Here is a 19,885-nt window from a genome sequence, read left to right on the forward strand (position 1 = left end):
ATGAAAAATATATTATTACTTGGAGGTACAGGTTTTATTGGAAAAAATATTATTGAATTTTACATCAATGATTTAGAAGTGAATTTAATTTTAGTTACTAGAAACAAAAGTAATATCGATGCAAGACTTTTTTCTTCAGAAAGAGTAACAGTTAATATTGGATCTATATCTGATATTGATTTTATAAAAAAAATCGTTGTTGATTGTAATATAAATGTAATTATACATTTAGTCTCAAACCTTATCGCATCTAGTTCTGATGAAGAGTTTTATGAAGGAATGGATAATGTCATAATGCCAACTTTTAAATTAATAGATTTTATCGCAAACAAGGAAATAAAACTTCTTTTTTTCTCTTCAGGCGGAACCATTTATGGGAATGCAAATTCAAGGATTGATGAAACGACAGCCTTAAATCCAATAAATAATTATGGTTTTTCAAAATTACTTATTGAGGATTATATATATTTTAAAAGAAGTAGCAGCCAATTAAATTGTATTGTAATAAGACCATCCAATGTTTATGGTAGCTTTCAATCTTTTATTGGGAATCAAGGATTTATTTCAATTGCAATAAATAAGATTTATAATAATGAACCTATTGTAATATGGGGTGACGGGAATTCAATAAGGGATTATATCCATGTTGATGATGTAGTTGAAGTTATTCAAAAGCTGCTTTCTCATTCTATTTCGAATACCATTCTAAATTTAAGTACCGGAGTGGGTAAGTCATTGTTGGAAATAATTGAAATAATTGAAAAAAATCTAGATAAAAAAGCAATAGTTTGTTTTAACAACAAAAGAAATGTGGATGCAAATTCAGTAATTTTAGACAATTCAAGGTTAGTGGCAACTATTCCTCAGGAATTTATAAGTGTGGAAGAAGGGATTAAAAAACAAATTAATTATTTTATTAAGAGTCTTGAAAATGTCAACTAAATTAGCAATTGCAATTCCGACCTATAATAGAGCTGAAATGTTGGAGTATAATTTATTGCAAATTATTGATGAATTAATTCAATACCATATTCCCGTTTATATATCAGACGATAGTACCAATGACGAAACAGAAAAAGTCTTTGATCGGTTAAAAGACAAACATAAACTATTCCATTATAAAAAAAACGAAATTAGTTTAGGCCATGATTTAAATTGTTTACACACGATATCGTTGCCTATAGAGAACTACGTTTGGTATATGGGAGATTCAATGATCATAAAAAAAGGTGCCATACAAAAAATTTTAAGCATTATGGATGGCGGAGACTATGATTTTATTTGTTGTAATGCTGAAGGTCGGGATTTAGATATAAATAATATGGTTTTTAGCAATGGAGTTGAGCTTATGGAGATGCTGTGTTGGCATCTTACCATGACAGGCGCAACGGTTTATAATAAAAGTAAAATTTTTGACATTGCTAATTTTGAGGTTTCAAAATTTAAAAATTTTCCTCAAATCGCCATAATTTTTGAACAATTTGCAGCCAATGAGTCGCGATTATTTTGGACAAATGAAAAGCTTATTTATAGTAATTCCCAAAAAAATAGTTATTGGGAAAGTAAGGTTTTTGAAGTTTTTATTGATGATTACAGGTCTTTTTTATACAATTTATCCGAAGTTTACACAATGGGGGCCAAGAATGGAGCATTGCTTCAGCACAGCTTAAAGACTGGGATTTTTAGTTGTCGTTCTTTTGTATTATATAGAATTGGCGGTTTTTATAATTATGAAATTTTTAAAAAATACAAAGACGATTTTAAAAATTTCACTCGAACGAATTCTTTGTTTTTGTTGATTTTATCTTTTGTTTGGATTAAGCCGTTGAGTAAATTTAATTTCTTTCTGAGACGAATAAATTTAAATTTTCGCAATTGATGTATCTTTTAAGTTTTTTTAGTTCATTTATTATTGCTTCATTAACTTTTATTAAAGGAAATGTAAGGAGTGTTATAATTTTACTGTTAATTATTACAATGTCATTATTTGTGGGAACAAGAAATTATGGAGTAGATCCGGATTATGAAGTATATGTTAACAGTTTCTCTTATTGCACATCCCCACAATTTGAGGCTTTGGATTTTGTTTTATTTGAACCTGTCACTTTTTTGATTCCCTTTATTGGAAAGTTAATTTTAGGAAATGCTTATTTTATTGAATTTTCGTTTTTTGTCTTTGCTCTTGTTGGGATTTCTCTTAAAATAATTGCATTTAGCAAGTATGATTATTTCTTTTTAAGTGTAATCTTATATTGCAGTTATATGTTTTTTTATCAAGAAATGATTACAATAAGGGCGGGGGTTTCATGTGGATTATTCCTTTTGGCTATAGACGATTTAGTATACAAGAGGGATAAAGCATATTTTATAAAAATAGTTGTTGCACTTTTATTTCATTATTCAAGTATTATTTATTTCATTATTTGGATATTGGTTCGTTTAAAAATTTCAATAAAATATTTTTACGGACTAATGATTTCTTCCTATTTTATTGTGCTATTGAAAATTAATCTGCTTACATTATTAAAATTAGATGCTGTTTTCCCAAAGGTCAGGATATATTTAGATATTTTAGAGGTTGAAGGGGGTGATGCCGTAAATGTTTTTAGTTTTAGAGTGTTAATAGCATTGGCAATATTTATACTGTTTGCCTATAAATTTAAATTATTAGATAAAAATCCTTCTTTTTTGGTGCTATTTAAAATACATATTTTGTCTTTATGCTTCTTTTTTGCATTAAGCACAACAGCTAACGTTTTTTCATTACGTCTCTATGATATGTTATCTGTAGGTCAAATCATTTTGATGACATATGTTGTTCAAGTATTTAAGGAAAAATGGGTTGGATATATCATAATTCTTTTAATATGTATAATAAATCTATACTATATTTTTGGAATATCAGGTTTGTTTAGCAAGTATTCCTCTTGGTTATTTTAATTTTATTATGAAAAATTCTGTTTTATTCGCTATAGTTACGTACAAAGAAAAGTATTTTGAATGCTTGTCATTTTTAAGTCTATTTCAATCTTTTGGTGTTTATGGCAAAGGGAAGTTGAATGTTTTTATTTTTGACAATACAGATTTCGATGAGTGGAATGTGACAATTAACGAAATGAGAGATGTGAATATTAATTATTTTCATCAAAAAGATAATCGAGGAATATCATTTGCTTATAATCGAATATACGATTTTGCGAAAAATAATAATTTTGAATGGATAGTATTTTTGGATCAAGACACGACTCTTCCTGTGGAAACCTATGATGTCTATTCAAAAAAAGCTCTCAATGACAAACAGCAAATGTTGGCGGCACCTCTTGTTTTTTCCAATGAGAAAATTATTTCTCCAAGTAAAACTAATTTTTATCAAAAGCTTATTTCTAAGCCCATTGTTCCAGGTGTATTGGATTTAAAAAACACTACTTGTATCAACTCGGGATTGATGGTAGCTACGCACTTGTATGGTGCAGTTGGCGGGTATAACGAAAAATTAAAATTAGATTTTTGTGATCACGATTTTATTGATAGGGCAAAAAAAGAAGTCAACTCCTTTGAAGTATTAAAGTTGAAATTTGTTCAAGATTTTTCTTCTGACAATAATACAAAGATACAATCTATTTCTAGATATAAGATTTTTGTAAAGGATTATAAAAATTATTCAAAAACCAGAAACAAATTACTTTTATTTATTAAAATAGATTTAAAACATTTACTAAAACTGACATATAAATTTAGAACTTTAGTATTTATAAAGATAAGAATTCACAATTTAGTCAAATAATACTTTAAATGAAAATGGTTAATATATCTGTTTGTATGGCAACTTACAATGGTTCAAAATATATCAAAGAACAATTAGATTCGATTTTGATGCAATTGAGCGATGACGATGAGGTTATTGTTTCGGATGATGGCTCAATTGACAATACCTTAGAAATCATTAAAACTTATAATGATGTTAGAATTAAAATTTTTAAAAATTCTTTTAAAAATTTAATTTTAAATTTTGAATTTGCCATATCAAAGGCATCAGGAAATTATATTTTTTTATCTGACCAAGACGATATTTGGATGGGTAATAAAGTTTCAGTAATGATGAAAGAATTACAAAGTTCGGATTTAGTGATTACAGATGCTCAAATTATCGACGCTAAGGGTGAAATTTTATCGGAATCTTATTATGAAATAAATAAATCAACAAGAAACTTCTTTTCAAATTTAATTATTAATAGTTATCTGGGGTGTGCTTTGGCATATAAAGCTAGTATGAATTCTTATATTCTGCCATTTCCTAAGTCGATACCAATGCACGATATATGGATAGGGAACGTGATTTCATTAAAAGGTAAAATGACATTCCTGGATGATAAGCTAATTAAATATCGAAGACATGGTGGTAATGCATCTCCTACCGGGGAAAAAAGTACTTTTTCTTTTTCATATAAAATTTTATATAGAGTGCGATTAATTAATTCCTTGATTAATAGATTGGTTTTAAAAAAATGAAGATTACCATATAACGCTAATGTTATAGCTTTATATTTTATGTACAATTAAACAATTAAACAATTAAACAATTATGAAAAAATTATTAGTAACAGGCTCTTCCGGACTTATTGGTTCTGAGGTTTGTTTACATTTTGCAAATTTAGGATGGGAAATCCATGGGCTTGATAACAATCAAAGAGCAGTCTTTTTTGGAACTAGTGGAGATACCAGATGGAATCAACAAAGATTAACAGAATTAATAAATGACTTTTATCACTATGAAATCGATATTCGTGATAGAAAAGGAATCATTGAACTTATAAATACAATAAAACCTGATGCCATAGTTCATACTGCTGCTCAACCAAGTCACGATAAAGCTGCAGCTATCCCATTTGAAGATTTTGATACCAATGCTGTAGGTACTTTTAATATGCTTGAAGCTACTCGACAGTATAGTACCAATATCCCATTTGTTCATATGTCTACCAATAAAGTGTATGGAGATGCTCCTAATGAAATTGAAATGGTTGAGTTAGAAAAAAGATTTGATTATGCTGATGAATCCTATTTAGAAGGGATTCCTGAAACATTCAGAATTGATCAAACTAAACATTCTCTATTTGGAGCCTCAAAAGTATCTGCTGACATATCGGTTCAAGAATATGGTAGGTATTTCAATATGCCAACAGCCTGTTTGCGAGGAGGATGTTTGACTGGACCAAATCATACAGGAGTTGAACTTCATGGTTTTCTTAGTTATTTGATTAAATGTAATTTAGAAGAAAAAGAATATACAATTTTTGGATATAAAGGAAAGCAAGTTAGAGATAATATACATTCTTATGATGTAGCAAGATTCATTGAGGAATTTATTAATGCACCTCGCATTGGAGAAGTATATAATTTAGGAGGAGGAAGAGACAACACTTGTTCTATTTTAGAAGCTTTTGATATTATTACTGATATTAGCAAGAAAAAAATGCTTTATAAATATGATTCAACTAATCGAATTGGAGATCATATTTGTTATTATAGTGATCTTAGAAAAATGAGAGATCACTATCCAAATTGGAACATCACAAAAACTCTTCGGAAAACAATTGAGGAAATTTACGAGTCATGGGTAAGAAGAGCATAATAATATATGTCGCCAGTAACGTCGGTATAGACTATTTTTTTTTTCTGGCTAAAACAATTGAAACAGCCGATTACAATGTTGAGCCTATTTATCTAATTTCTGAAGCAAAATATCGTAAACTTTCAAAATCTTCGGGACTTGAAAAAATTTGGTTAAGGACACAAATGTATTTTTTGTATCCTTTTTATTTAATCTATATTGGACTGAAAAGTAAATCTGGAAGTGTTTTTGTTGTTTCCAGTAATACTTTTTATGCTCCTTATCTAGTTCATTTTTTTTTACGCTTTAAGGGTGTAAAAGTTATTCATATGCTTTACGACTTATTTCCAGATGCTATTGAGATTTCAGGCATTATAACTAAAGGGTCTTTCTTTTCAAGAATGATTGGAAAAATTGCAAGCAAAAATCAAGCAACTTGTGATGGCACAGTTTATCTTGGTGATTTTTTAAAAAAACATACAGAAAACCGTTGGGGAAAATCAAATATTTCAAAAGTAATAGACATTTCAACAGATTTATCTTTATATAGTACAGATTTTGAACCATTAGACTCCTCGGGTAAATTAATTATTCACTATGGAGGACAATTAGGACATTTACATGATGCCAATTCAATAATTGAATCAATTAAATACGTATGTCAATCCGATATAAAGGATCAAATAGAGTTTAATTTTTATGTTAGCGGATCTCAAGCTCAATTTCTTGAAGAATCACTCAGAGGTTATCCTGTAACTATTATTTCTGCTGTTCCAAGTCTTAAATGGAGGGAAGATATTAAAAATTTTCATATCGGATTAGTTTCACTTTCTCCAGGAGGTGCAACTGTGTGTTTGCCAAGTAAGACTTATGGAATGATGGCTGGAGGAATGGCAATTTTAGCCATTTGTCCTCAGTGGTCAGACTTAGCTTCTTTAGTTGTTAAATTAGATGCGGGATGGATTGTTAATAATTCAGTTTATACCTCAGAATTGGAATTTGATGAAAGTCGAGGCGATAAAAGTTTAAACGATATAAAATCTATGGAACTTATAAAAAAAGATTTTTATGAAGTACTAAATGGAATACTGCAAAGCCGAAGTTTATTAGAACAAAAAAGGAGGAATTCATTTGATGGTGTAAGGAAAAATTATAATATTTCTAATCTTAGTGAAAAATGGGATAATTTAATTTCAATAATTTTAAAGGCTAAATAAATTGCAATATTTACTTTAGAAAATATTCTTCAATATAATTAAAAAAATAAAAAAAAACATAATATTACAACTCATCATTGCCATATCTTGATAGTATTTTTTTTTATAATCTAATTTCAATGATTCAAATTACAGGAGCTTCTGGTTTTGTTGGTACTAATTTAAAAGAGTATCTAAAAGATACCTACGAAATAAATCCGATGAGTATTCGATTTATGAAAAATCAAGACATAGTTCTTGAGGGGGGGACTATTATCCATTTGGCAGGCAAGGCACATGATTTGAAAAAAGTCTCCAATCCAGTAGATTATTATGAAGCCAACTTTGAGTTGACCAAACAGCTTTTTGATGCTTTCTTGCCATCAAAAGCTTCCACTTTCATTTTTATGAGTACGGTAAAAGCTGTGGCGGATGAAGTGGAGGGGATATTGACCGAAGAGGTAATTCCTAATCCAAAAACACATTACGGAATTGCCAAAAGGCAAGCCGAGGAATACATTTTGAACAAGGAGATTCCAACCGGTAAAAGGGTTTATATTTTGCGTCCTTGCATAATTCACGGACCCGGAAATAAAGGAAATTTAAACTTGTTGTACCAGTTGGTTTCCAAAGGATTGCCATGGCCCTTGGGCGGTTTCCATAATCAACGCTCTTTTTTGAGTATCGAGAATCTTTGTTTTGTCATCAAGGAGTTGTTGGAAAATGAAAGTATACCATCAGGGATTTACCAAGTGGCAGATGACCAAGCTTTGTCTACCAATGAATTGATACAATTATTGGGTGTGGGTATGACCAAAAAAAGTACGGTTTTGAAAATTGCTCCTTCTTGGGTCAAAGGATTAGCGGGACTTGGAGATTATTTGCATTTACCAATAAACTCAGAACGATTGCGAAAATTGACGGAAGATTATGTGGTAAGCAATGTCAAAGCTGTTACCGCCATTGGAAAATCATTGCCAGTATCCTCCAGAGAAGGATTGTTAAAAACATTCGCGTCATTTAAACAAAAATGAATTATATTATTATAGCTCTTATTCTGTTTTTTCTTGAACTTATTTATTTCAAGATGGCAGATCGCTACAACATCATCGACAAACCCAATCATCGTTCGTCACATTCCCAGATTACCCTTAGAGGAGGAGGAATCATTTTTCCCATTGCTGTTTTAATTGCTTTTCTCCTGGACTATGTGGGCTGGACAATAGCCTTGGCGGTCGTTTTGGTGGCCATCGTGAGTTTTATTGACGATATAAAACCTTTGTCCCAGTTGCCTCGTTTTGGTTCCCATATCATTGCCGTTTTGTTGATTGCTTATGACCTGAATTTTTTTCAGGAAGCCTTTTGGGTTTTGCCTTTGGTATTGGTTCTGTTGATTGGATGGATTAATGCCTTCAATTTTATGGACGGCATCAATGGTATTACGGTGTTGTATGCATTTGTTGCCATTGTAAGTTTTTCTTTTTTAGAAATCAACAAAGAGAGTTTACCGCTGTTAATCACTATGGGATTGTCCTGTTGTGCTTTTGGTTTTTTTAATGTCAGAAAAAAAGCCAAAACATTCGCTGGTGATGTTGGGAGCATAAGCATGGCGGTATTTTTGGGGTATTTTTTGGTTAAAACTATTGCAGAAACAGGGCAAGTGGGTTATATTCTTTTCTTTTCTATTTATGGTATTGATGCCATTATCACCATCATCATCAGAATCAAAAAAAAGGAAAATATATTCGAACCCCACCGTTCCCATTTGTACCAATACTTGGCCAATGAATGGGGGCATTCCCATATTGCAATATCGGTTATTTATGCGGCATTGCAATTGCTGGTGAACGGGATTGTTGTTTGTTTAGACCAACAAGGGCAATTGTCGATTTCTAATTCCTTGGTCATTTTATTTGTGTTGACTTTTGTATATTTGGCGATTCGGGCCTTCGTGGTTCGGAAAATATCGATAAAAAGTACCTAGAGTTTTGAGAGTTCCATTCCGTGGCATTTCATAAAGGTTTGTTTATGAATGATAAAAAAATATGGCTTTCTTCTCCCCATTTGGAAGGAAACGAACAAAAATACGTTCAAGAAGCTTTTGATACCAATTGGATTTCTTCTGAAGGTTCCAATCTTGTGGGATTGGAAAATGATTTGCAAAACTATCTTGGACAAAACTGTTTTGTAGGTGCTTTAAGTTCCGGCACGGCGGCCATTCATTTAGGACTCATTTTGTTGGGAGTAAAAGCAGGAGATGAGGTTATTTGCCAAAGCATGACGTTTTCGGCATCGGCCAATCCAATTTTGTATCTTGGAGCCACTCCAGTTTTTATAGACAGTGAACTTGATACCTGGAACCTTTGTCCAAAAGCACTCGAAGAAGCTGTTTTAGACCGAATGGCAAAAGGGCGAAAACCAAAAGTAATTATTGCGGTGCATCTATATGGCGTTCCGTATAAAATAGAAGAGATAAGGGAGATTGCCGATAAATATGAAATTCCAATTCTGGAAGACAGCGCCGAAGCCATTGGAAGCCACTACAAAGGACAACAATGCGGCACTTTTGGTGATATTGGGATTTTGTCTTTTAACGGAAATAAAGTCATTACCACTTCTGGTGGAGGAGTGATTATCACTAAAAACAAAGAACTAAAAGACAAGGCTTTATTTTTGGCCACCCAATCACGCGACGAAGCGCCCCATTACCAGCACAGTGAAATAGGATACAATTACCGTATGAGTAATGTTTGTGCAGGAATAGGTCGTGGACAAATGGAGGTTTTGGAACCTCATGTTACCTTGCGCAGGAAGATGCACGATTTTTATGTCGATTTGTTTAAGGAAGTACCTGGGATTACTGTTTTTAAAACGACAAACGAAGATTGTTTTTCTAATTATTGGTTGAGTTGTATTATGGTGGAACCACAATTGACCAATGGAATTGACAGGGAAACGGTTCGTCTGGCTTTGGAAGGCGAAAACATAGAAAGTCGCCCACTGTGGAAGCCTATGCATTTGCAACCTATTTTCGAAAAATATCCCTATTATGGAAATAAAGTGTCTGAAACCTTGTTTGAAAAAGGATTGTGTTTGCCTTCAAGTTCCAATTTGACTGATGAAGATAGGGCAAGAATCAGTGAGGTAATTATTAGATTGTTTCAGCATAAATAAAAGATTTATAAATAAAATTTAAGTAAAATTGCATCAATATTTCAAAACAAAATGAACATAGAACAAACACCAATAAAAGATTTAGTTGTCATCAATCCTGTCGTTTTTGAAGACTCAAGAGGTTATTTTTTCGAGGCCTACAATCAAGCCAAGTTTGAACAAAACGGGATTACTTACCAGTTTATTCAAGACAATCAATCCTTTTCTAAAAGAGGCGTGATTCGAGGGTTGCATTTGCAGGACAAACCTTTTGCACAGGCAAAATTGGTTCGAGTGTTGCAGGGAGAAATTCTTGACGTGGCCGTGGATTTGCGCAAAAACTCGCCTACTTACGGGCAGTATGTGAGTGTGGTGTTGAGTGCGGAAAATAAAAAACAATTGATGGTTCCTTATGGTTTTGCACATGGTTTTTCAGTTTTGAGCGAAACAGCCTCCGTTTTGTATAAAGTGGATCAGGTGTATCATAAAGACAGTGAAAGAGGAATTCGTTATGATGATCCTGCATTGGCAATTGATTGGCAATTGCTTCCTGAAGAAATAATTGTTTCCGACAAGGATCTTGTTTTACCCGATTTTGCCAATTGTAATTCCGAATTTTAATGAAAAAAATACTGGTAACCGGAGCCAATGGACAATTGGGCTCAGAAATAAAAGTACTGGCAGGCAATTATCCTGATTTCGATTTTGTTTTTACAGACATTGCCGATTTTCCATTGGATAAAACCGAGGAAATAATTGCCAATTTCAAACTCATTCAACCCGATGTAGTTATTAATTGTGCTGCTTACACCGCCGTGGACAAGGCGGAGCAGGACCAAGTGACGGCAGATGCCATCAATCATTTGGCTATTGGTACTCTTGCCTCGTTGTGTAAGGAGTTTGGAGCGAAGTTAGTTCATGTTTCCACCGATTATGTTTTTGATGGCAGCTCACCGGTAGCTTACAAAGAAACCGATGTGCCCAATCCTAAAAGTGTTTACGGAGTTACGAAATTGGCAGGCGAAATAGCCTGTTCCCAAAATTGTCCCGAAAGCATCATCATTAGGACGGCTTGGGTTTACTCTGAATTTGGGAACAATTTTGTCAAAACGATGCTTCGTTTAATGACGGAAAGAGACAGTTTAGGCGTGGTGAATGACCAGATTGGTTCGCCTACTTATGCAGCCGATTTGGCACAGGTAATCTTGACCATTTTGAACGGTGATAAATGGGAGCCTGGAATATATCATTATTCCAATGAAGGCGAGATTAGTTGGTTTGATTTTGCATCAGACATTAAAGCCATTGCGCAAAAAACTTGTGAAATAAATGGAATACCGGCTTCGAGTTATCCAACACCTGCCGAAAGGCCCGCTTTTTCCTTGCTGGATAAATCCAAAATTAAAGCGGTTTACGGTATAGAAGCCTTTGATTATAAAGTGAGCCTCAAAATCATGATGGCTAGATTGGAAAAACAAAGTAATTAATATGGGTTAATTGTTTAATCGATTAACTGTTTTATCGAGGGGAACATTTCTATTTAAGGCAAACGATTGATGTTTTTTAACCGATTAAACAGTTAACCAATTAACCGACAATTTTTAAAACAAAATACTATGAAAGGAATAATATTAGCCGGTGGATCCGGTACCCGATTGCATCCATTGACGTTGGCCATGAGCAAACAAATGATGCCTGTTTATGACAAACCCATGATTTATTATCCATTGTCCACTTTGATGACGGCAGGAATCAACGAAATTTTGATCATTTCGACCCCGCACGATTTGCCTAATTTTAAAAAGCTGTTGGGAGATGGTTCAATCATTGGTTGTAAGTTCAGTTATGCGGAACAAGCTGTTCCGAATGGGTTGGCACAAGCTTTCGTGATTGGGGAAGAATTCATTGGCAACGACAGTGTGGCCTTGGTTTTGGGAGACAATATCTTTTTTGGATCTAATATGGACGAGTTGTTGCAGTCGAACACCCAACCCGAAGGGGGAGTTGTTTTTGCTTACCACGTTTCGGATCCAGAGCGTTATGGCGTGGTTGAATTCGACAAAGATTTGAAAGCATTGTCCATTGAGGAAAAACCATTGGAGCCGAAGTCTCATTATGCTGTTCCTGGATTGTATTTTTATGACAATTCGGTAGTGGAAATTGCCAAAAATATCAAGCCCAGTCCTCGCGGAGAGTATGAAATTACCGACGTGAATAAAGTGTATCTTGAAAAAGGAGCTTTAAAAGTGGGGATTTTAAACAGGGGTACAGCCTGGTTGGATACGGGGACATTTAACAGCTTGATGCAAGCAGGGCAATTTGTCCAGGTTTTGGAAGAGCGTCAAGGATTAAAAGTGGGCTGTATTGAAGAAATTGCTTGGAGACAAGGTTTTATCAACAGTGAACAACTAAGGGCCATAGCGGAACCTTTGTTAAAATCGGGTTATGGGGATTATCTACTCCAATTGTTAAAATAAAATAAAATTAGAATCCCGGTTTGTTCCGGGATTTTTTTGTTTTTTTAAGTAAGTTAGTCCGTTTATATAGTTGATTTTGTTCTCACGGATTTAGGTAAACATAGTGTAAATCTTGATGTTGACCTTAGGAATTCGATTATTGTTTTATTCCTGCGAATCGAAAATTTTGAAATTCATGCAGTTGGCAATTAAGTTCGATTTGTTAGGATTATTAATATGCTTTTTATCGATAAAAACGAAATGTTTTGTAGGAAAGTGTTTTTCTAAACGATTAATTTGTACTTTTGTCTACTTGAAAAATTGTATGTTTTTTAGTAAGGAATTCTTTATTAAGTTTATAAGGGTTAACTATGAAAAGTTCAAAATATTTCTCTAGAGACAACTTAAGAATTAACATTCACAACTTAAGCTATTTGCCTAGGTGGATTATTGTTTTGATAGACATATCTGTACTGGTGGTGTCATTCTTCTTGACTCGTTTGATTTTTAAAGGAACGGGTCTGAATTATGTTATTACCAATCATTTTCTGGTTTTTATTGGTCTTTTTTTTGGAATAAACATATTTTTCTTTTGGTTATTCAGAACCTATTCAGGAATTATCAGACACTCTTCTTATATTGATGCCGTCAAGATTTTGTTTTCACAAACGTCTGTCTTGGTTTTCTTTCTGTTTTTTAATTTTTTGTTTGAGTTGCTTTTCAAACAAAAGGCATTTCTTAATACGGCACTTTTTATCAATATAGTGCTCTCTTTTTGTGGGTTATTTTTGTATAGGGTAGTTGTTAAACAGACGTTTGAACTTTATTTTATTGAAAAGAGCGACCATAAGTTGATTAAGGCCATTATATATGGTACGGATGCCAACGCCATTTCAGTTGCCAATGCCTTAAAGTTCGAATCTCCATCCCGTTTCAAAATTGTTGCCTTCGTGGACAAGAATAATCAAAATGCTTCCAAACGAATGTTGGATTTACCCATCTTGGTTCAAAGAAAAAAACTGCCGGCATTGATGCGTTCCGTAGGGGCAGAAGGATTGGTTATTGCAGACAAAAGCTTGTCCAAAGAAGAGAAATTGATTATTATTGACCAATGTCTGGAATATAATTACAGGGTATATACTATCCCTTCAGTTTCGGATTGGGAAAACCAGAAGGAAATATCCCAAAAAGTAAAAAACATTCAAATCGAGGACTTGCTCGAAAGAGAGCCTATCGTATTGGACGGTGTATCCATCTCAAGACAATTAATGGGTAAAACCATTTTAATAACGGGAGCAGCCGGATCCATAGGAAGCGAAATTGTGCGACAAGTATTGACCTTCAGTCCCAAAAAGGTAATTATATTGGATCAGGCTGAAACACCATTGCACAATATTGGTCTAGAGGTAGAGGAGATAAAAGGGGATACAGTTATACATTCGGTTATTGTCGATATAAGAAGCAGAACCGCTTTGGAAAAAGTTTTTAAGCAATATAGGCCTCAAATGGTTTATCATGCAGCTGCCTACAAGCATGTGCCATTGATGGAAAAGAATCCTTCCCAAGCTATTTTGACGAATGTAAACGGAACTAAAAATCTGGCTGATTTGGCCTGTGAATACAGAGTCAATAAGTTTGTGATGATTTCCACGGACAAAGCAGTGAATCCAAGCAATGTCATGGGAGCCAGTAAAAGAATAGCCGAAAAGTACGTACAATCGTTATACCTGAAATGCAAAGAAAAGAACGGTTTACATACCACCAAATTTATCACGACCCGTTTTGGCAATGTATTGGGGTCCAATGGTTCCGTTGTGCCTTTATTTACCAAACAGATTGCTGAAGGCGGACCTGTTACCATCACGCATCCAGACATTATCCGATATTTCATGACCATTCCAGAAGCCTGTCAATTAGTTTTGGAAGCAGGTTCGATGGGAAATGGTGGAGAGATTTATATTTTTGATATGGGAAAACCAGTCAAGATTATTGATTTGGCCAAAAAAATGATCAAGTTGGCGGGGTTTAGTCCAGACAGGGATATCAAGATAAAAGTCGTGGGTTTGCGACCTGGGGAAAAATTATACGAAGAATTACTCAATGATACTTCGAAAACCTTGCCTACCTACCACGAAAAAATCATGATTGCAGAGGAATTGCAGTTGGAGTATGAAGATTTACATCTTGATATTCAAGAGTTGATAGGTATTGCCAGCTTCTTTGACAACGATGATATCGTGGCCAAAATGAAAAAAATAGTGCCTGAGTTTATCAGTATGAATTCCACTTTTGCCACGTTGGACAAATAGTTGCAACACTTGTGGTTTTTAGCATAATACCCTTTTTAAAGAAATAAAAAGTTTACAAGAAATGTTTTTTGTAAACTTTTGTGTTTAGGACATTGTCATAAAGCCAAGTTTGAATAAGAAAAAGGACTGGAACACAAATAACAATACTATTCCATTCGAAAAAACTGGTTATTGGCAATGGCTTCTTTGAGCGGAAGCTGTTCTTTCAGTTTTACCTTTTGGTCAAAAGCGGCAATGTGATTGGAGTGATGCACGTCGGAACCCACAAAATCATACATCCCTTTTTGAAGCAATTTTTCGGCAATCTTGTTGATTTCGTTGCCGTAATAACCCACTACCGACAATAAATTCAATTGAAACAGGCAACCCGCCTTTTTCAGTTTCAGGTATTCCTCAAAATTGGCATGATAAAACAAATAGCGCTCCGGATGGGCCAAAACGGGAATGTATCCCGCCACCTGCAAGTCAAATAAAAAGGCGTACAATTGGATGGGGGCATTGATGTAAGACATTTCGACCAAAACGTAATTTTTTTTCAGTGTCAACAGTTTTTCCGATTGAAAAAGTTGTGTGAAATTGTCGTCCAGCATGTATTCGGCGGCGGCACGAAAAGGGATCGTAATTTGGTGTTTATTCAGTTCGATAACGGTCGTGGCTTCCTTGGTCTTTATTTGTTCGGCAGAATTGTTCCAAACATGTTGGATGACATGGGGAGTGGTGATGAATTGTGAGATTCCAAAACCTTGAAGTGTTTTAGTCAGCTTCAAAGTGTCTTCAAAAGTTTTGGCGCCATCGTCGATTCCTGGCAAAAGATGGGAGTGAATATCGACGTGGTTGTCGGGAATTAAATCCTTGAGAACTGGTTTTGATTTGAATAGTGTAAACATGGTGCAAAGATAAACAATTTGGTATTTAATATGGGCTAAAAACTGCCCACAGATTGTGCAGATTAAGAAGATTGGCACAGATTTTTTTGATTATTTCATTTAAAATTTGTGCCAATTTGTGATTCGAGTCTGCAAGACGAACAGGCGAAGCAAAATTTGTGGCAAAAATATTTTTTTAGGTGTTATTGTGGGCAAGCATATTATTATATTTGTCCGTGAACGACAGGAGGTTTTCGTATTTTAAGCAGAAAAACAGTTTCCGTTTAGTTCTCCAGAAAGAATCTAGTTATATCCATGAAGAATACCGAAAATTTCGATAACGAATGGTTGTTTGAAATAACGCCAAAAAACAAATTCTTTTCGCTGAACCTCAAGGAGGTGTGGCAATACCGCGATTTGTTGTTGTTGTTCGTGAAAAGGGACGTGGTAACCGTTTATAAGCAAACCATCCTGGGGCCCTTGTGGTACTTGATCCAACCTTTGTTTACCTCGATTACCTTCACCATTATTTTCAATAAAGTGGCCGGCATCGCTACCGGTACCGTGCCTCCTTTCTTGTTCAACTTGGCGGGCATCATGATCTGGAATTATTTCACTGCCTGCCTCACCGGTACTTCGGACACCTTTAGGAGCAATGCCGCCATATTTGGCAAGGTGTATTTTCCTCGTTTGATCATGCCGATTTCCACCGTGATTTCCAATTTGTTGAAATTCGGTATCCAGTTCCTGATTTTTGTGGCTTTTTATATTATTTACTATTTTCAAGGGGCTGACCTCAGCCTGGATGTGTCGCTCTTGTTTTTTCCCCTGTTGATTGCCTTGATGGGGATTTTGGGGTTGGGACTCGGGATGTTGATTTCCTCCTTGGTGACCAAATACCGGGATTTGAGTTACCTCATTGGTTTTGGCGTGCAATTGCTGATGTACCTTTCGGCGGTGATGTATCCGATGGCCTTGATTCAAAGCAAGATGCCTGATTATGCTTGGCTGGTACACTATAATCCTTTGGCCTACATTATTGAAACTACCCGTTATATGTTGTTGGGAACAGGTACGGTTTCTGTTTGGGGATTGGTTTATACTGTTGGTGTCACTTTTGGTCTCTTTTTTGTGGGGCTTTTGGTTTTCAACAAGACCGAGAAGAGTTTTATAGATACGGTTTAGTTCAGTGTTCAGTCGCAGTTTACAGTGATCAGTATCAAGATTTGAGTACAAAGTATCAAGATCGTTTGTGGATAGTTTAAGCGTTTAATCGATTAACCTTTATTTAAAAAACATTATCTTCAAGGTGAAACTTTAAAATGTCCTTAAATGTCTTATATGGTTTTAAGTTTAAAAAAGTTTTACCATATAAGGCATATAAGGTTCATATAAGAAAAAATAAAATAACTTTGTGTCTTAGTGCCTTGGCGGCAAAAAGCATAACTCAATAATCGACAACAGATTGCCGCGCTTCACTGCGTTGCGCTCGCAATGACCATTATGAAAGACATCATCCTCAAAGCCGAAAACATCTCCAAGCAATACCGCCTCGGACAGGTAGGCACGGGCACGCTCAGCCACGACCTAAACCGCTGGTGGCACGAAATACGGGGCAAGGAAAATCCTTACCTGAAAATAGGTGACACCAATGATCGGAGCACCAAGGGCGAAAGCGACTATGTTTGGGCTTTGCGAGACATTAATTTTGAAGTGGAACGGGGCGAAGTCTTGGGTATCATAGGCAAAAACGGGGCGGGAAAATCTACGCTGTTGAAAATATTGTCCAAGGTTACCGCTCCCACAACGGGAAGCATAAAATCAAGGGGACGCATTGCCTCCTTGCTGGAAGTGGGCACGGGATTTAACGGTGAAATGACGGGACGCGAAAACATCTTTTTGAATGGCGCCATCCTGGGAATGACCAAAAAAGAAATCGCCTCCAAGATTGACGAGATTATAGACTTCTCGGGTTGCGAGCGTTACATAGACACACCCGTAAAACGTTACAGCAGCGGAATGACGGTGCGACTGGCTTTTGCCGTGGCGGCCTTTCTGGAACCGGAGATTTTGGTGATTGATGAGGTACTCGCCGTGGGAGATGCCGAGTTCCAGAAAAAAGCCATTGGCAAGATGCAGGATATTTCGCGTAGTGGTGGAAGAACGGTTTTGTTCGTGAGTCATAATATGGTTGCTGTTAGGCAATTATGTTCTCGTTGTATTGTTTTAAGAGATGGTAATTTGGTTGAATTCGGAAATACTTCAGAAATGATTGATAATTATTTGTCTTTAGATAATGTAATTACTGTTTATAAATCATGGAATAATGAAAACTTCCCCCAAAATAATTTTATGATTGTTAAGGATATTAGTGTTCATTATCAAGATGGATATGTACCTGAAAACGGTAATTTTATTATTACGGAAAAAATAGGAATAACAATTAATTATGAAATTATTGAAGAGGGATATACATTTATATATGGTGCTAATTTTTATAATAGTGAAGAAATAAATATTTTTAATTCGCATGATGTGACTTCGAAAGATAGAAATGAAAAAAGGAAAAAAGGTTTATATAAGGCTACAATGTGGGTGCCTGGCAATTTGTTTTCTGAAGGACTTGTTTCTATTAGTATTGCTTTCTTTAAACCAAATCCGTATGAACTTTTCATTTACTTAGAAAAAATAATATTTATAAATATTGTTGATGAAATGAAAGGTGACTCGGCCCGAGGTCATTATGCGAATGATTTTCCTGGTTTTGTAAGACCTTTGTTGAATTGGGAAACGAATAAAATTAAATAATTATGATAGAAAAGATTTTAAGAAAATTTGGGTATATTAAGAAAATAAAATTGAATGATTTGATTGAAAAAAATTATATTCTACCAAAGTCTGAAATTACATATTCAAATGACTTATTATATACATTTCATAATGCCGATTTTTTGAAAGATCCTCTTTTTATAGAATCTTATGAGTTGGGCAAGAATACTGATGGAGGAACTTTACTTAAGAATTCTGACATACAGTGGCGTATACATGTTTTATGTTGGGCAGCAAGTCATGCAATGCATTTAGAAGGAGACTTTGTAGATTGTGGCGTGCATACTGGAATTTTTCCTCGTGCAGTTATTAACTATACAAATTTTCAAAAGTCAGTGAAAAGATATTTTTTATTAGATACCTTTAATGGATTAGATGAAAGATATAGTAATGAGATAGAATTAATTAGAAATGAAACTATGGGTTATGATAAAGAAGACTCGAATTTATTATATAAGCAAGTTGTTAATACGTTTAAAGATTTTAACGTAAAAATTATAAAAGGAGCAGTGCCTGAAACACTAAAATATGTTGATTCGGATAAAATTTGTTATTTATCAATAGATATGAATTGTGTTGCTCCAGAAGTTGCAGCATTAGAATTTTTTTGGGATAAGATGGTAAGTGGGGGTGTTATAATTCTGGACGATTACGGATATGCAAATAGTTTCAATGAACAAAAAGAAGCCGAAGATGCATTTGCCCTTTCAAAAGGAGTACAAATTTTGTCACTACCAACATGTCAAGGTCTTTTGATAAAACCATAATTTTGTAAATTTTAAAAAATAATAATATAGTTAAAATATGTTTAAAATTAAAAAAAAATCCAACGAAGAAGACGTTGAAGTTTCAGTTCAGTCTATTTATGAAGGACACCATAACGTTACTTATAAAGGAATTAAAGCCATTAGATGTCCCTTTGATTATGTGATTTATCAAATGATTATATGTGAATTAAAACCTGATTTGGTAATCGAAATAGGGACTAATATTGGAGGAGGAGCGCTTTATATTGCAGATTTATTGGATATGAATGGAAAAGGGATTTTGCATACTATAGATATTGTAGATATTGTGGATCCAAGAGTTAAAGAGCATAAACGAATTAAATTTTTCACCAAAGGATGGGAAGATTATAATTTGGAATTAACGCAAGGATTTGAAAAAATATTAATTATTGAAGATGCCTCTCATTATTATAAAGACACAATAGGAATACTTAATAAATTTTATAGTTTGGTTACTTTAGATTCTTACTTTATTATTGAAGATGGAATTATTAATGAATTAGGATTAGAAAAAGATTACTTAGGAGGCCCATTAAAGGCATTACGGGAATTTTTGCCTAATCATCCTGAATTTATTGTTGATAGAAAATGGTGTAATATGTTTGGCAAAAACGCAACTTTTAACGTGAATGGTTATTTGAAAAGAATATAATTATTGTCAAATAATATTGATAAAA

At 34.2% G+C, this 19,885-nt stretch carries 19 protein-coding genes; 18 read left to right on the top strand and 1 reads right to left on the bottom strand.

Annotation, left to right across the window (positions count from 1 at the left end):
• The 14 genes from BUC16_RS08605 (at window position 1) to BUC16_RS08670 (ending at window position 14,725) form a co-directional block, all read left to right on the top strand.
• Window positions 1-942: an NAD-dependent epimerase/dehydratase family protein gene (locus tag BUC16_RS08605; RefSeq protein ID WP_073369816.1), complete on the top strand. Its 942-nt coding sequence runs from the start codon at window positions 1-3 to the stop codon at window positions 940-942.
• On the top strand, window positions 932-1,879 hold the full coding sequence (locus BUC16_RS08610; RefSeq protein ID WP_073369818.1) for a glycosyltransferase: 948 nt from the start codon (window positions 932-934) through the stop codon (window positions 1,877-1,879). The genes BUC16_RS08605 and BUC16_RS08610 overlap by 11 nt, the downstream gene beginning before the upstream one ends.
• A complete protein-coding gene (locus tag BUC16_RS08615) occupies window positions 1,879-2,940 on the top strand; it encodes an EpsG family protein (RefSeq protein ID WP_073369820.1) in 1,062 nt (353 codons plus the stop codon). Before BUC16_RS08610 ends, BUC16_RS08615 begins: the two co-directional genes overlap by 1 nt.
• Before the next feature lie 7 nt (window positions 2,941-2,947).
• The gene (locus BUC16_RS08620) at window positions 2,948-3,784 is read left to right on the top strand and encodes a glycosyltransferase family protein (RefSeq protein ID WP_073369822.1); all 837 of its coding nucleotides are present in this window, start codon (window positions 2,948-2,950) and stop codon (window positions 3,782-3,784) included.
• Window positions 3,785-3,792: 8 nt separating this feature from the next.
• Entirely contained in the window at window positions 3,793-4,509 is a 717-nt protein-coding gene (locus BUC16_RS08625; RefSeq protein ID WP_073369824.1) for a glycosyltransferase family 2 protein, read from the top strand.
• A gap of 73 nt (window positions 4,510-4,582) precedes the next feature.
• Window positions 4,583-5,632: an NAD-dependent epimerase/dehydratase family protein gene (locus BUC16_RS08630; RefSeq protein ID WP_073369826.1), complete on the top strand. Its 1,050-nt coding sequence runs from the start codon at window positions 4,583-4,585 to the stop codon at window positions 5,630-5,632.
• Window positions 5,614-6,828 carry a glycosyltransferase family protein gene (locus tag BUC16_RS08635; RefSeq protein WP_073369829.1) on the top strand — a complete coding sequence of 405 codons (1,215 nt, stop codon included), beginning with the start codon at window positions 5,614-5,616 and terminating at the stop codon, window positions 6,826-6,828. Before BUC16_RS08630 ends, BUC16_RS08635 begins: the two co-directional genes overlap by 19 nt.
• Window positions 6,829-6,947: 119 nt before the next feature.
• Window positions 6,948-7,841, top strand: coding sequence for an NAD-dependent epimerase/dehydratase family protein (locus BUC16_RS08640; protein WP_073369831.1), 894 nt, complete (start codon window positions 6,948-6,950; stop codon window positions 7,839-7,841).
• On the top strand, window positions 7,838-8,791 hold the full coding sequence (locus BUC16_RS08645) for an MraY family glycosyltransferase (protein WP_073369833.1): 954 nt from the start codon (window positions 7,838-7,840) through the stop codon (window positions 8,789-8,791). Before BUC16_RS08640 ends, BUC16_RS08645 begins: the two co-directional genes overlap by 4 nt.
• Before the next feature lie 44 nt (window positions 8,792-8,835).
• Window positions 8,836-9,981 carry a DegT/DnrJ/EryC1/StrS family aminotransferase gene (locus BUC16_RS08650; RefSeq protein ID WP_073369835.1) on the top strand — a complete coding sequence of 382 codons (1,146 nt, stop codon included), beginning with the start codon at window positions 8,836-8,838 and terminating at the stop codon, window positions 9,979-9,981.
• Window positions 9,982-10,032: 51 nt separating this feature from the next.
• Window positions 10,033-10,581: a dTDP-4-dehydrorhamnose 3,5-epimerase gene (rfbC, locus tag BUC16_RS08655; protein WP_073369837.1), complete on the top strand. Its 549-nt coding sequence runs from the start codon at window positions 10,033-10,035 to the stop codon at window positions 10,579-10,581.
• Complete coding sequence (rfbD, locus tag BUC16_RS08660) at window positions 10,581-11,447, top strand: dTDP-4-dehydrorhamnose reductase (RefSeq protein WP_073369839.1); 867 nt, start codon at window positions 10,581-10,583, stop codon at window positions 11,445-11,447. The genes rfbC and rfbD overlap by 1 nt, the downstream gene beginning before the upstream one ends.
• 129 nt (window positions 11,448-11,576) lie before the next feature.
• The gene (rfbA, locus tag BUC16_RS08665) at window positions 11,577-12,437 is read left to right on the top strand and encodes a glucose-1-phosphate thymidylyltransferase RfbA (protein ID WP_073369841.1); all 861 of its coding nucleotides are present in this window, start codon (window positions 11,577-11,579) and stop codon (window positions 12,435-12,437) included.
• A 350-nt stretch (window positions 12,438-12,787) separates the two neighbouring features.
• Window positions 12,788-14,725, top strand: coding sequence for a polysaccharide biosynthesis protein (locus BUC16_RS08670; protein WP_073369842.1), 1,938 nt, complete (start codon window positions 12,788-12,790; stop codon window positions 14,723-14,725).
• Between the two features lie 146 nt (window positions 14,726-14,871).
• On the opposite strand, the gene BUC16_RS08675 is transcribed toward BUC16_RS08670, so the two are convergent.
• Complete coding sequence (locus BUC16_RS08675) at window positions 14,872-15,612, bottom strand: tyrosine-protein phosphatase (RefSeq protein WP_073369844.1); 741 nt, start codon at window positions 15,610-15,612, stop codon at window positions 14,872-14,874.
• 294 nt (window positions 15,613-15,906) lie between these two features.
• Between BUC16_RS08675 and BUC16_RS08680 the strand changes: the two genes are divergently transcribed.
• The 4 genes from BUC16_RS08680 to BUC16_RS08695 all read left to right on the top strand — a co-directional run bounded on the left by BUC16_RS08680 (window position 15,907) and on the right by BUC16_RS08695 (window position 19,860).
• The gene (locus BUC16_RS08680) at window positions 15,907-16,776 is read left to right on the top strand and encodes an ABC transporter permease (protein ID WP_073369845.1); all 870 of its coding nucleotides are present in this window, start codon (window positions 15,907-15,909) and stop codon (window positions 16,774-16,776) included.
• A gap of 318 nt (window positions 16,777-17,094) precedes the next feature.
• Window positions 17,095-18,399 carry an ABC transporter ATP-binding protein gene (locus BUC16_RS08685; RefSeq protein ID WP_073370230.1) on the top strand — a complete coding sequence of 435 codons (1,305 nt, stop codon included), beginning with the start codon at window positions 17,095-17,097 and terminating at the stop codon, window positions 18,397-18,399.
• Between the two features lie 2 nt (window positions 18,400-18,401).
• Window positions 18,402-19,187: a TylF/MycF/NovP-related O-methyltransferase gene (locus BUC16_RS08690; RefSeq protein WP_073369847.1), complete on the top strand. Its 786-nt coding sequence runs from the start codon at window positions 18,402-18,404 to the stop codon at window positions 19,185-19,187.
• Window positions 19,188-19,224: 37 nt separating this feature from the next.
• Window positions 19,225-19,860: a CmcI family methyltransferase gene (locus BUC16_RS08695; RefSeq protein ID WP_073369848.1), complete on the top strand. Its 636-nt coding sequence runs from the start codon at window positions 19,225-19,227 to the stop codon at window positions 19,858-19,860.
• Window positions 19,861-19,885: the final 25 nt, after the last annotated feature.

The organism is Flavobacterium fluvii, assembly GCF_900129545.1.
Classification (GTDB): Bacteria; Bacteroidota; Bacteroidia; order Flavobacteriales; family Flavobacteriaceae; genus Flavobacterium; species Flavobacterium fluvii.

Bases quoted from the DNA above. Each gene is read 5' to 3' on its own strand.
- BUC16_RS08690 (WP_073369847.1), top strand. From the start codon at position 18,402: ATGATAGAAAAGATTTTAAGAAAATTTGGGTATATTAAGAAAATAAAA.
- rfbD (WP_073369839.1), top strand. From the start codon at position 10,581: ATGAAAAAAATACTGGTAACCGGAGCCAATGGACAATTGGGCTCAGAA.
- BUC16_RS08680 (WP_073369845.1), top strand. From the start codon at position 15,907: ATGAAGAATACCGAAAATTTCGATAACGAATGGTTGTTTGAAATAACG.
- BUC16_RS08625 (WP_073369824.1), top strand. From the start codon at position 3,793: ATGAAAATGGTTAATATATCTGTTTGTATGGCAACTTACAATGGTTCA.
- BUC16_RS08650 (WP_073369835.1), top strand. From the start codon at position 8,836: ATGAATGATAAAAAAATATGGCTTTCTTCTCCCCATTTGGAAGGAAAC.
- BUC16_RS08695 (WP_073369848.1), top strand. From the start codon at position 19,225: ATGTTTAAAATTAAAAAAAAATCCAACGAAGAAGACGTTGAAGTTTCA.
- BUC16_RS08605 (WP_073369816.1), top strand. From the start codon at position 1: ATGAAAAATATATTATTACTTGGAGGTACAGGTTTTATTGGAAAAAAT.
- BUC16_RS08645 (WP_073369833.1), top strand. From the start codon at position 7,838: ATGAATTATATTATTATAGCTCTTATTCTGTTTTTTCTTGAACTTATT.
- BUC16_RS08640 (WP_073369831.1), top strand. From the start codon at position 6,948: ATGATTCAAATTACAGGAGCTTCTGGTTTTGTTGGTACTAATTTAAAA.
- BUC16_RS08670 (WP_073369842.1), top strand. From the start codon at position 12,788: ATGAAAAGTTCAAAATATTTCTCTAGAGACAACTTAAGAATTAACATT.
- BUC16_RS08620 (WP_073369822.1), top strand. From the start codon at position 2,948: ATGAAAAATTCTGTTTTATTCGCTATAGTTACGTACAAAGAAAAGTAT.
- BUC16_RS08615 (WP_073369820.1), top strand. From the start codon at position 1,879: ATGTATCTTTTAAGTTTTTTTAGTTCATTTATTATTGCTTCATTAACT.
- BUC16_RS08630 (WP_073369826.1), top strand. From the start codon at position 4,583: ATGAAAAAATTATTAGTAACAGGCTCTTCCGGACTTATTGGTTCTGAG.
- BUC16_RS08685 (WP_073370230.1), top strand. From the start codon at position 17,095: ATGAAAGACATCATCCTCAAAGCCGAAAACATCTCCAAGCAATACCGC.
- BUC16_RS08635 (WP_073369829.1), top strand. From the start codon at position 5,614: ATGGGTAAGAAGAGCATAATAATATATGTCGCCAGTAACGTCGGTATA.
- rfbC (WP_073369837.1), top strand. From the start codon at position 10,033: ATGAACATAGAACAAACACCAATAAAAGATTTAGTTGTCATCAATCCT.
- BUC16_RS08610 (WP_073369818.1), top strand. From the start codon at position 932: ATGTCAACTAAATTAGCAATTGCAATTCCGACCTATAATAGAGCTGAA.
- BUC16_RS08675 (WP_073369844.1), bottom strand. From the start codon at position 15,612: ATGTTTACACTATTCAAATCAAAACCAGTTCTCAAGGATTTAATTCCC.
- rfbA (WP_073369841.1), top strand. From the start codon at position 11,577: ATGAAAGGAATAATATTAGCCGGTGGATCCGGTACCCGATTGCATCCA.